This is a genomic window from Rhizobium sp. ARZ01 (genome assembly GCF_014851675.1).
In the GTDB taxonomy this organism is placed as follows: domain Bacteria; phylum Pseudomonadota; class Alphaproteobacteria; order Rhizobiales; family Rhizobiaceae; genus Mycoplana.
This window is the reverse complement of record NZ_JACVAE010000001.1, coordinates 1,676,894-1,687,744: the sequence shown is the minus strand read 5'-3', so window position 1 is coordinate 1,687,744 and position 10,851 is coordinate 1,676,894. Positions and strand designations below refer to the sequence as shown.

Genomic DNA, 10,851 nt, shown 5'->3' with positions numbered 1-10,851 from the left:
CAGATACCTTCGGAATCCGGTTATCCACCGGGACTGTCCCGCCATTTTGGCGTAAACCCGACCCTAATCGTATCGTAGTGACACATTAACGTGTTTCACACAATTGACGGGCACGCCGGCTGGCAAGGTTCCTAACAGAAAGTTAATGGCAAAATCGGGCGTATCATAGCGGAAAGGCAGGCAATTCGCACTTTTTCGACCCGTTAACCATAGTTGGTAAATCTGGGTCCGAGTTGGGGCGCAGTTTACTCGAAATGGCGCGGCGTGGGCCCAGTGTGGATTCTCGAGCAGGGGACAGCCGGGAGTTTCCAAACAGGCAGTCGCCCAAGCGTTGCTCGTCCGGCCCGCGACGATGGGCACGGCCCGGCGGGCGGCGTCCGAAGAGGATATTGTAATGGCTGTTCCTTTTCCCACGTTCGCACTGTCCGATAAATCCGGCGGCGGTTGCCCGACGAAGAGACACGCAATCAATATGGAGCACCTCTCCCGACAGACGATGGGTGACAAGTCGGTTGAGCGAGAAGTCTTAGCGATCTTCATTGAACAAGCACGTGGCTGCATCGAAGAACTTGCGCGGGTGAACGGGCTTGCCTGCAAGGCGATCGCTCATCGCATGCTAGGGGCCTCCCGCGGCATCGGCGCCTTCGCCGTTGCCGAGGCGGCGCAGGCGCTGGAAGAGGATCCGTCGAGCACCGCACGTATCGCGGCGGTTCGGGTTGCTGTTGATGAGGCAGAGAGCTTTATTCGGGAGTACTGCCTCTGAGGGAGGCTGTCTGCGCCAGGACCGGTCGCGATCGCAATATGGAGCGTGCGGCTGCCGCAATCGGAAAAGCAGATGCGCCGCGTCGCGGGTGGTGCGGCGGCATTCGGGCGGGCGATGTTGACTGGGGTCCGGATTTGTTGGAAGTAACCGGCAACGCGTGGCGTCCCTCTTCGGGAGTTGCAGGCGCTTCACCCTGCGTTCAACGCCAGACTGAACAATCGATCCGGAATTTCATGATGACCAAGCTTACAATCGTTGCATTCGATGGCACGTCCCACGAGTTGGAGGTCGCCAATGGTTCGACCGTGATGGAAAATGCCGTGCGCAACTCCATCCCGGGGATAGAAGCCGAATGCGGCGGTGCCTGCGCTTGCGCCACCTGTCATGTCTATGTCGACGATGCCTGGACCGCGGCCGTCGGTGCGCCGGAGGCGATGGAAGAGGACATGCTCGACTTTGCCTATGATGTTCGCCCAACGTCGCGGCTAAGCTGTCAGATCAAGATTTCCGATGCGCTCGATGGCCTTGTCGTGCACGTGCCGGAGCGGCAGGGCTAAGGATTACGCGGGATATGGGTGAGAATATGCCAGACAGCCAGGATAGCGATGTTCTGATTGTCGGGGCAGGGCCGGCCGCTCTTTTTGCGATCTTCCAGCTCGGACTGTACGGCCTGCGCTGCCATGTGATCGATGGTCTCGATCGCGCTGGCGGCCAGTGCGTCGTGCTCTATCCGGACAAGCCCATCTACGACGTTCCCGGGTTTCCCGAGATTAACGGCAGCGAACTCATAGAGCGACTGTTGCGCCAGGCCGCGCCCTTCGAGCCACTTTTCACATTTGGATGTGCTGTCGTTGATCTGACATCCGATGCTGGTGGCGAATGGCTGGCGAGATTGGACGACGGTTCACAGGCGCGAGGGGACTATGTCGTACTTGCAAGTGGGCTTGGGCTTTTCAACCTGCCGCCGGACGGAAGTGCCGCTGATGCCGACCTCGGGGCTGGACCGATTTCGGACTGGCCGTTAGAGCGAAGTCGCGGTGCCATCGTCGTCGATCCGGGAACTTTCGAGACGTCCAGGCCCGGGCTGTTCGCGATCGGTGATGCGTGCGACTATCCCGGCAAGGTGAAGCTCATTCTATCTGCCTTTCACGAGGCCGCGCTCGCCACGCAGGAAATCCGGCGCCGGGCCGCAGGGGGCAAGAAATCGCCGGTCGAGTACACGACCGCCTCAAGGCGTATTCGCGAAAGTCTCGGGCGAACCTGATTCAAGACGCTGGCCGAGTTCGTCTGAAGACCTCATGCGCCGAAAAAAATGCCTCGCCGGTCTAGTGGACGAGCGAGGCCAGGAGGGCGCATCGGAAGCAGGAGAGGGAGGTAACACCTGCCCACAAAAATGACGCGCCAGGAGAACCTGTCACAATTCTTAATATTTGAGTGCTCGAACTTCCTGTTCGATAGTGAATTCAAGATAGGGTGATTCTCGGACTTGCGCTATCGCTAGAATTCACCAGTCATTTGCTGGTGCTACAGGAGGGATCACTTTCTAGTGAACGGCTCTATTACTAAGGTGTGGCGGAAATACTTGGTTGTGCCGGCGGCGTGTGCAACTACCTTGCGCGCTCTAGCCGGTGTGTGAGCAGACGCAGCATCCGTTCGTTGAAGTTGTAAGACTCGACACGATCGAACCGGGCCTGGTCCTTGTCGTGTTCTTCGACCTCGGCTGCCGTCGTGCGGTCCACCAATGCCTGCAGTTTCTCGCAGTCCCGGTCGGGGCGCAACGCCTTCAGCTTGCGTTCCAGGTCGCGTGCGTGGTTTCGGGCGATCTCGGCGTGTCGCTCCTCATGTCGCTTGATGTCGCTCGAGAGCGTGTCCCAGATCAGGCCAAGTGACTTGGAGGCGCTGCGGCGATATTTCCAGCGTGGCAGGATGATGTTGGTCGAGACGGTCACCTTCGCATTGCCGACGTAGCATTTCTCGCCGCGCCGGACATACGTGACCGATCCGCCAAAGCGGATCTTCGTCGCGCCGGGGTGACGGGAGCCTGTGTTCTTCATCTGCGGGCCGCGCTTGCTCAGTTCCTCGTCCAGCTCGGCGGCAGTGCGCCCGCCGACCGAAAAGTAGGTGAAGGTCTTGTTCGCGATTGTCTCGCCGGAGGAGGGCGTTGCCACGGCTGTCATTGACAGGAGCAGAAACAACGGTCGAAACGTCTTGGCGATGGCCGGCATAAATTTCCTCGAGATCCGGAAAGGAGCAGGGGCAAACCGCAGCATAGATCTATACCTGCTGCATGTTCAATGAGTTGAAGGTCGGTCTAGAGTTCAGTTTCGGTCGCCACTCTGCCAACCCGGTTGAACTCCATCCGACCTTGGGGCATAGCCTTTGCGGGTGCAACGGCTTTCCATGCTGTCGGCCCCTCTTCGATGGAAGTTCCCATGTTTTCTGCCTTTGCCCCGTTTCAATGGTCACTCGCCCATGGCCGCAGTCTGCTACTTGGGCCTCAAGGCCTGATCATGGCAATCGTCAATGTGACGCCGGATTCTTTTTCCGATGGTGGACTGCATGACACGACCGAGAAGGCGATCGAGTATGCGCGTCTCTGTCAGCAGCAAGGAGCGCACATTGTCGATGTGGGCGGCGAGTCGACCCGGCCTGGTGCTGCTGCTGTCACAGCACTTGAAGAGCAGGAAAGGGTGCTGCCGGTGATAGAGGCGCTCGCGCGTGACGGCGAGGTGGTGATCTCTGTCGACACCTATCGCGAGGAGACGGCGCGGCTGGCAGTGGCGGCAGGAGCGCATATCGTCAACGACGTTCATGGCCTGCAGCGTGAGCCCGCGATCGCGCAGGTAGCGGCGCAGACCGGCGCCGGCCTGTGCATCATGCATACGGGCCGCGACCGGCAGAAGCTGCCAGATGTAGTTGAAGACCAGTTCGCCTTCCTCGAGCGTTCCCTGGAAATCGCCCGGGAGGCCGGCGTTGCGGACGAGGCGATCATCCTCGACCCAGGTTTCGGGTTTGCCAAGGATACAGACGAGAACCTGGAATTGATGGCTCGATTCGGGGAGTTGTTGCGCTTCGAACGCCCGATACTCGCTGGCACGTCGCGCAAGCGTTTCGTCGGCGCGGTCACCGGTCGCGACGCCCCTGATCGCGACGCTGGAACGGCAGCGACGACCGCGCTTCTGCGTCTGGCGGGGGCGGCGGTATTCCGGGTGCACGATGTCGCAATCAACAGGGACGCGCTAGTGATGGCGGATGCTATGGTGGAAGCGCGGCTTAAATACAGCGCACGTATCGCGGCGGAAGGACAGAACTCAAGATGACCACGACCTACACCATCACTCTCAAGAACTGCGCCTTTTTCGCCCGGCACGGCCTACACGACGCCGAGGAGTTTCTGGGCCAGCGCTTCTTCGTTGATGCTGAACTGGAGGTGACGCCCTCCAAGCCGCTCGCCGACGACCTGATCGAATCGACTGTCGATTACGGTGTTGCGTTCAAGGAAATCGAGGCGATCGTCACGGGGCGCCGCCGTTTTCTCATCGAGGCACTGGCGCAGGAAATCGCCACAGCGCTCTGTGCGAGGTTCCCGCAGATCAGTCGCGCGAAGATTGCCGTTCGCAAGCCGAACGCGCCGGTTGCGGGCGTTCTCGACTATGTGCAGGTGACGGTGGATCATGTCGTCTGAGCGGCTCGACCATCGGGCGACGCTCGGGTTGGGCGGGAACATTGGCGATCCGGTGGAGGCGATGCGCAAGGCGTTGCTTGCGTTGGACCGGCGGGTAGATTGCCGGGTGGCCGGCGTGTCGCGCCTCTACCGAACCCCGCCATGGGGCAAGACCGACCAGGCATGGTTTTTCAACGCTTGCGCGCTGATCGAGACGGCACTCGCGCCAGAAGCGCTGCTCGACGTTTGCCTTTCGGTGGAGCGGGAGATGAAGCGCGAGCGCATTGAGCGCTGGGGGCCTCGCACCATCGATATCGACGTCTTGACCTACGACGAGCTTTCGCAATCCGGTGGACGATTGGAAATCCCGCATCCGCGCATGACAGAGCGCGGCTTCGTGCTGATGCCGCTGGCCGACATTGCCGCAGACATGGTTGTCAGGGGCAGGGAAGTTTCCGGATGGCTCGCCGATGCGGATGTGGCGGGGATCGAGCGTTTCGGTGACAGCGCCGACTGGTGGCGGGCTCCAACCAATCCTACTTGATCGAGCCGACCGCCATCGTGTCGACCTTGCGGTTGAGCGACATGCCGATGACGGGGATCATCTTGTCTTCGACCTTCACCGAGATCGTGATGTTCATCGTGTTGTCGTCCTGCAGGCGTGCGATCAACGCGCCGTTCAATTTCTGACGGTTGATTGCAACGACGACCTTATCACCCGAGACATTGCCCGATAGAATGTCGAGACCCTTGCCGGCCGCGCCATCCAGGAACTTGCCCTTGTAGGTGCCGCCCGCACGGGTGATCAGCGCCGACATTGGTTGTTTGAATACGCCAACACGGCAATGGCCATCGAGCTGGATTCCCAGACCGTCGACCGGAACAGTGTCGCCGCTCAGATTGCAGGTGAACTTGGTGCCCTTGTACTTGCCAGCAACGATTTCGCCGGGACCCTGCCACGTGCCGGTGACCTGGTCGAAGAAGGCCTTATCACCAGACGCAGCCTGGACCGGGCTTGCGACGGAAGAGACGGCGAGGAGTGCCGCTGCGATGCCGCGGGCGATCAAAGAGGTGCGCGAATACATGAACGATCCTTGACGGGCTGGTCGATTTGTTGGGTTCAGCCTTGCGCGAAAATGGTTAATGGAGCGTTTCGCTTCGCGGCCAGACGCGCCGTTTTGATATACATCAGGCCACTGCCCACGGGGAGTGTAGCGGCGCAGTCACCCGGCATCCTTGCCTCGGCCTGTAAGCGCTCCGGGAGCCAGATCGGTGAGAAAGTCACCGATGCCGGGGCGCTTGATTGCTCTAAACGGCATCGGGCGGCAGAGATCCATTGCCGCAATTCCGATGCGTGCCGTCATCAGCCCGTTGATGACGCCTTCGCCAAGGCGCGCCGAGAGCTTTGATGCCAGGCCATGGCCGAGCACCTGCTGCACCAAGCTGTCGCCAACTGCAATCGAGCCGGTGACGGCCAGATGGGCGATCACGTCGCGCATGAGGCGCAGCAGGCCAAGGCTGCCGGGACGGCCCCCGTAGAGTTCCGCCATCGACCGTATCAGCCGGCTGCTCTCGAATAGCACATAGCCGAGGTCGACGAGCGCCCGCGGCGAAACGGCGGTGACGATGGAGACGCGCTTGGCTGCGGCGAGAATCAGCGCGCGGGCCTCGCGATCGAGTGGTGCCAGCAACTCGCGCTCGGCCAGATCGAGCAGATGCGGACCATCGATGATGTCGCCTTCTGTCTCCTGAAGTCGGACGCGACCGCGTGCTGTCTGTGGTCGGGCTGCGAGGAGATGCACCAAGCGGCCAACCACTTTTCGGGCAGGTGTGGGGTTTGGTGCCGCTGCGGCGTCGATCGCCTGTTCTTTCATGTCTTGCACGACGGCCAATCGGCGCAGGCCTGCAAGTTCCCGCAGAACGACCGCAAGCAGCGCCAGCACGCCGATCGCTGCAGCTCCCGCTGCAAGATATCCGAGCCAGTCGCTGCGGGAGAAGAGATCGCGGATGAGGCTGTCGATCCAGAGGCCGACTGCCAGCGACAGCAGGATGCCAAAGGCCGTCGTGGCGATGCCGCCCAGCGTGATCCGCCGGCGGCGCGGTTGAGCCTCTTCGGGGGGCGGGAGCCTGGAAAGATCGATCGTCGTCTCGGCGAAGGGGTCATCGGCGTCCGGTGTAAGCACAACGCCTTCCCGGTGCTGCGACGGGGGGCGCGCCGCCGATGGTTCCGGACGGATTGCCTTTGGCGAGGCGTCAGGCACTGCGAAAGCGGCAGGACGCCGCCCGGTGGAGCGGCCAGGTGAGCTTTTGTCGGTCATGCCAGCCGGTCTCCGATCAAATATTGCAGCGCGCGGTCGAGCCGGATGTGGGGAATGGACAGCCTCAACTCGCCGCCGGGGGCGTCCATCTCCGGCGGGCGGAAGCGGACAAAGTTCAGGGTCGGGGCGAGCCGCTCTTCCGAATTCGATTCAATGCCTTGGAAAAGTGAATCCGGATTCTCCGGTAAGTCACCAGGAAATATGGCTGTTTTCCGGTTCCCATCAAAGGTCTCGCCGTTGATCGTCTCGCCCGCCATTGGGGTGCCGACAATAACCGGCAGCGTCGTTCCGTCCTGATTGACCGTTGCTTCCCGCGTGGCGCGCACGGAGGCGAGCGCCATGACCTCGACGCCGGCGCCGCTCAGGCCGATTCGCTTGATGGCGCGTTCGACAAGGCGACGGGTCAGGGCTTCGAGATGCGGATGGCTTTCGTGATGGAGATGGTCCGCCTTGGTGGCGGCGACGACGACACGGTCGATGCGCCGGGTCAGCATGGAACTGAGGAGGCCGCTGCTGCCGGGGCGGAAGCAAGCCATGACATCGCCGAGCGCGCGTTCGAGGTCGTGCACGGCCTCAGTGCCCCGGTTGACTGCCTGCAGAGCGTCGATAAGGACGATCTGCCGATCCAGCCGCGCGAAGTGCTCGCGGAAGAACGGCTTGACCACATGTGATTTGTAGGCCTCGTAGCGCCGCTCCATCATCGCCCAGAGCGAGCCCTTCGGCGCCCTTCCGTCCGGCAGGTTCGGCAGCGGAGCAAAGGTCAGGGCCGGCGAGCCTTCGAGGTCGCCGGGCATCAGGAACCGTCCCGGCGGGAGGGTCGACAGCGAGCGCTCGTCCGACTTGCACGCCCTCAGATAGAGCGTGAACGTCTCAGCGAGGCGGCGCGTTGCGGCTTCGTCGGCCGGCGCGCGCGGGTCGAGCAGTGCGGTGGCGCCAAGCCAGTCGGCAGAAAGGAGATGCCGGACGCCGTTGCGGGCCAGCGCGATCGTGTTGTCGCTGAAGGTGCGAAAATCCTGGCCGAGCAGCGGCAGGTCGAGCAGCCATTCGCCGGGATAGTCGACGATGTCGACCGAAAGGCGGCCGGGCGACCAGAACCGGCCCCAACCGCTCGCACTTTCATAGTCGAGGGTGATGCGCAGTTGCGAGATCGCGCGGGTCGACTCCGGCCACAGGCGCTCGCTGACGAGCGCGCGGATATGCTCTTCGTATTGGAAGCGCGGCACGGCATCGTCCGGCTGCGGTTCGAGGCGTACCCGGGAGATGCGGCCAGAACGGGCGGGCTCGAACAGCGGCAGACGGCCGCCGTTCAACAAGTTGTGGACAAGCGAGGAGATGAACACCGTCTTTCCTGCGCGAGACAATCCGGTGACACCGAGGCGGATAGTGGGATTGACGAGGCTTGCGGCGCGGTCAGTCAGATTGTCGAGGGCGATCAGCGCATCGTCTGCAAGGTTTGTGAGTATCGCCAATCGCTTTCCCCGGGGTCGTCAGGTCCTTCTGCGATATAGGTAAGGGTGCGCGCCGGAAAAAGGCAATGTGATCAATATTCACAAGCCCGAGATTTGCAGGCCAGAGTGTGGCGTAATGAAACAGGACAAGCGGCCGCCGCCGAAATCCTTGTCGGTCGGCCTGCGGTCGAAGTCGATGGTTGCAAGGGCGGCGGTAGGAAAACCGTGCGGGGCTGCCGTATCTGCGACCGGTAATCCGACAACGAGACGAAAAAACTCCTCCATCATCGGATTGTGACCAACGATCATCACTGCCGTTTCCGTCCTGTCGGCAAACGCGACCTCGGCGTAGGTGTTGATAGTGCCCCCATAGAGCGTGTCCACATATTCGATCGGAAGCTCTTCGCCCAGCGTCCGTTTCAGCGGCTCGGCGGTCTCCCTGCAGCGTATGGCTGTCGATGAGATCACGACCTGCGGCCTATATCCCTGGTCGGCCATCTCCTCCGCCAGAATTTCGGCTTCTGCATATCCCTGATCGTCGAGCGTCCGGTCGAAATCCGACTTTCCCGGCTCCGCCCAGCCTGCGCGGGCATGCCGAAGCAGATAGAGCCGAAAGACCCCAGAAGTTGTCGTTGCCAAACCGCGGACCTTTCGTCTCAACGCCTATCGCATGAACTGCTTTTCCAGCCCCGAGCAACAAAGATCAACTGCTTTTGCTCGGCTGGCAAGCGGCGGAACCACGCAGCCGTGCCGGCGTTTCTTATGCAGAAGGCATTGTGAAAGGTAGGGCGGCCTGCCGGCGGGAGCGCATCGGAGATGATGATCCTGTTGAAATGCGGTGCTTCAAGGCTCGTCCTGTCAAACGATTGTTACCTTGTTCAATAAATAGGCAAATAGTCTCTGAACTGAGCAGATTCAAATTTCGGTGCGCAAGATCAGGCAGGCTTGAATCGGTTCAAACACAGGGATATACAGCGCCCCTTGAGATGTTCTTCAGGAGAATCGCGTTGAGTGAGAAGATCGATCTTAGTACCTTTGTCCTCAATGAAGACGAAGAATTCATGAATGCCAACCAGCGGGCTTACTTTCGCGCGAAGCTGAACGCTTGGAAAAACGACATTCTGCGTGAAGCGCGCGAAACCCTCGATCACCTGGCCGAAGAAAGCGCCAACCATCCGGACCTTGCAGACCGGGCATCTTCCGAGACCGACCGCGCCATCGAACTTCGAGCCCGCGATCGTCAGCGCAAGCTGATTTCGAAGATCGATGCTGCCCTGCAGCGTCTCGATGAGGGAACATACGGCTATTGCGAGGAGACCGGCGAGCCAATCGGGCTGAAACGCCTTGACGCCCGTCCGATCGCGACGCTGTCGATTGAAGCGCAGGAACGCCACGAACGCCGCGAAAAGGTCTATCGCGACGAGTGAGCGTGCCAGTACGGTAGCAGCAAGGGGGCTGTGCCGTGCCGGTAGTCGATTGGGTGCAACAAAATCGGCCCGCCGAGTGATCTCGGCGGGCCTCTTTCGTTTCTATGCAGGGGCTTTGATCGCCTGGATGGAGATAGGCTCGAATCCGTTCCGTTGCGGAGACATTCCTTTCCTGATCAGTCGCCTGATCAGGACTTGCGGTTTGCCGAGAGTTCGCCGAGCAGTCTCGCCATTTCCGCCTCCGTTTCCTCTCGGCTCGCTGGCTGCTCAAGCTGCGATTCGATCGTTGAGGGTTCGGTACGCCGACCATCGGCTAGGGAGTTGTTTGCAGAACGCGTGGGAGACGCAATCTCGGCCTCAAGTATCTTCTCAAATTCGCTGACGAGCGCTGCATTGTCGGGTGTGGTCCGCGCCGGTGCGGGCGAAGGTTCGCGCTGGATCGGTAGATCGCGTTGTTCGCTGACCCGTTCGCTGCCCGTGCCGACGGGATTGGTCAACACCCGATCACGCGCACGGTCGAGAGCATCGATTGCGTTGCGCTCGGAAATGGAAGGCTGAGGCGCAACGGGCGGACGAGTGGTTATTCCGATCGCAGCGGTGCTCGTCGCAGGACGAATATCCAGTGGCGATGGGTTGAAAGGCGGCGTCGGAACCGACGCTGGTTCATCGTCGCCATACAGGACCTGCCCCATTGCCGATACTCCACTTGGAGGCACGCCTCGTGCCGGCAAATCGAAGCGTTCCTCTTTCAAGGCTGTTCCAACCGAGGCTACCGGGGGTGGTGCAACCGCAGTCGCGGGGCGTGCGGGCACTGGGACGGCTGCATAAGGTTCAGCGGTTGGTGGGCTAGCTGCTGCAACCGGCGCGACGGCTATGGGTGCTGGCTGCGGCTGTTCCGCCAAGTCCCCCGGGGACGCGGTGATGATCCGGCTTTCTATGACGATGTCGGTCGGGCCGCCGATCATCAAGAGATGTTCCACGTCGTCGCGACGAACCAGGACCAGCCGGCGGCGTGTATCGACGGCTGCGGCATCGAGAACTGAAAGCCGAGGCTGGCGGTTGCGCCCACCGCGGATGAAGGGCGACGAGGGGCGGCGGCGCACGACCCAGAGCGCAAGCGCCAGGCAAGCCAGGCCGGCCAGAACGGCAACCGCGGCAATCAGGAATTTCGTGCCGTACTGGGCGATTATGTCCTCGAACATGAAGGGCTACTCCTTGGCGGCACGTTGCG

General features: G+C 61.3%; 13 protein-coding genes. 7 read left to right on the top strand and 6 right to left on the bottom strand.

The window, feature by feature from the left end:
• Nucleotides 1-352 precede the first annotated feature (352 nt).
• The 3 genes from IB238_RS08110 to IB238_RS08100 all read left to right on the top strand — a co-directional run bounded on the left by IB238_RS08110 (nucleotide 353) and on the right by IB238_RS08100 (nucleotide 2,027).
• Complete coding sequence (locus IB238_RS08110; protein ID WP_192245137.1) at nucleotides 353-763, top strand: Hpt domain-containing protein; 411 nt, start codon at nucleotides 353-355, stop codon at nucleotides 761-763.
• Between the two features lie 236 nt (nucleotides 764-999).
• Complete coding sequence (locus IB238_RS08105; RefSeq protein WP_192245135.1) at nucleotides 1,000-1,320, top strand: 2Fe-2S iron-sulfur cluster-binding protein; 321 nt, start codon at nucleotides 1,000-1,002, stop codon at nucleotides 1,318-1,320.
• Between the two features lie 26 nt (nucleotides 1,321-1,346).
• Nucleotides 1,347-2,027, top strand: coding sequence for an NAD(P)/FAD-dependent oxidoreductase (locus IB238_RS08100; protein WP_192247507.1), 681 nt, complete (start codon nucleotides 1,347-1,349; stop codon nucleotides 2,025-2,027).
• Between the two features lie 343 nt (nucleotides 2,028-2,370).
• Here IB238_RS08100 and IB238_RS08095 read toward each other — a convergent pair whose 3' ends face one another.
• Nucleotides 2,371-2,940, bottom strand: a complete 570-nt coding sequence (locus IB238_RS08095; RefSeq protein WP_246723616.1) for a DUF922 domain-containing protein — start codon at nucleotides 2,938-2,940, stop codon at nucleotides 2,371-2,373.
• A gap of 255 nt (nucleotides 2,941-3,195) precedes the next feature.
• Between IB238_RS08095 and folP the strand changes: the two genes are divergently transcribed.
• The 3 genes from folP to folK are packed head-to-tail and all read left to right on the top strand — an operon-like array spanning nucleotide 3,196 to nucleotide 4,971.
• Nucleotides 3,196-4,083, top strand: a complete 888-nt coding sequence (folP, locus tag IB238_RS08090; protein WP_192245131.1) for a dihydropteroate synthase — start codon at nucleotides 3,196-3,198, stop codon at nucleotides 4,081-4,083.
• Nucleotides 4,080-4,448 carry a dihydroneopterin aldolase gene (folB, locus tag IB238_RS08085; protein WP_192245129.1) on the top strand — a complete coding sequence of 123 codons (369 nt, stop codon included), beginning with the start codon at nucleotides 4,080-4,082 and terminating at the stop codon, nucleotides 4,446-4,448. Before folP ends, folB begins: the two co-directional genes overlap by 4 nt.
• Nucleotides 4,438-4,971 (top strand): 2-amino-4-hydroxy-6-hydroxymethyldihydropteridine diphosphokinase, encoded by a 534-nt coding sequence (gene folK, locus IB238_RS08080; RefSeq protein WP_192245127.1) that lies wholly within the window; start codon nucleotides 4,438-4,440, stop codon nucleotides 4,969-4,971. The genes folB and folK overlap by 11 nt, the downstream gene beginning before the upstream one ends.
• Here folK and IB238_RS08075 read toward each other — a convergent pair.
• The 4 genes from IB238_RS08075 to IB238_RS08060 all read right to left on the bottom strand — a co-directional run bounded on the left by IB238_RS08075 (nucleotide 4,964) and on the right by IB238_RS08060 (nucleotide 8,832).
• The gene (locus IB238_RS08075) at nucleotides 4,964-5,512 is read right to left on the bottom strand and encodes a hypothetical protein (RefSeq protein WP_192245125.1); all 549 of its coding nucleotides are present in this window, start codon (nucleotides 5,510-5,512) and stop codon (nucleotides 4,964-4,966) included. The two genes, folK and IB238_RS08075, sit on opposite strands and share 8 nt — an antisense overlap.
• 138 nt (nucleotides 5,513-5,650) lie before the next feature.
• A complete protein-coding gene (locus IB238_RS08070; RefSeq protein WP_192245123.1) occupies nucleotides 5,651-6,745 on the bottom strand; it encodes a TIGR01620 family protein in 1,095 nt (364 codons plus the stop codon).
• Nucleotides 6,742-8,214, bottom strand: a complete 1,473-nt coding sequence (locus tag IB238_RS08065; RefSeq protein WP_192245121.1) for a YcjX family protein — start codon at nucleotides 8,212-8,214, stop codon at nucleotides 6,742-6,744. Before IB238_RS08065 ends, IB238_RS08070 begins: the two co-directional genes overlap by 4 nt.
• Nucleotides 8,215-8,292: 78 nt before the next feature.
• Nucleotides 8,293-8,832 carry a histidine phosphatase family protein gene (locus tag IB238_RS08060; protein WP_192245119.1) on the bottom strand — a complete coding sequence of 180 codons (540 nt, stop codon included), beginning with the start codon at nucleotides 8,830-8,832 and terminating at the stop codon, nucleotides 8,293-8,295.
• Between the two features lie 368 nt (nucleotides 8,833-9,200).
• On the opposite strand from IB238_RS08060, the gene dksA reads away from it, so the two are divergent.
• Nucleotides 9,201-9,620 (top strand): RNA polymerase-binding protein DksA, encoded by a 420-nt coding sequence (gene dksA / locus IB238_RS08055; protein WP_097140969.1) that lies wholly within the window; start codon nucleotides 9,201-9,203, stop codon nucleotides 9,618-9,620.
• A gap of 188 nt (nucleotides 9,621-9,808) precedes the next feature.
• On the opposite strand, the gene IB238_RS08050 is transcribed toward dksA, so the two are convergent.
• Nucleotides 9,809-10,822 (bottom strand): flagellar biosynthetic protein FliO, encoded by a 1,014-nt coding sequence (locus IB238_RS08050; protein ID WP_192245117.1) that lies wholly within the window; start codon nucleotides 10,820-10,822, stop codon nucleotides 9,809-9,811.
• Nucleotides 10,823-10,851: the final 29 nt, after the last annotated feature.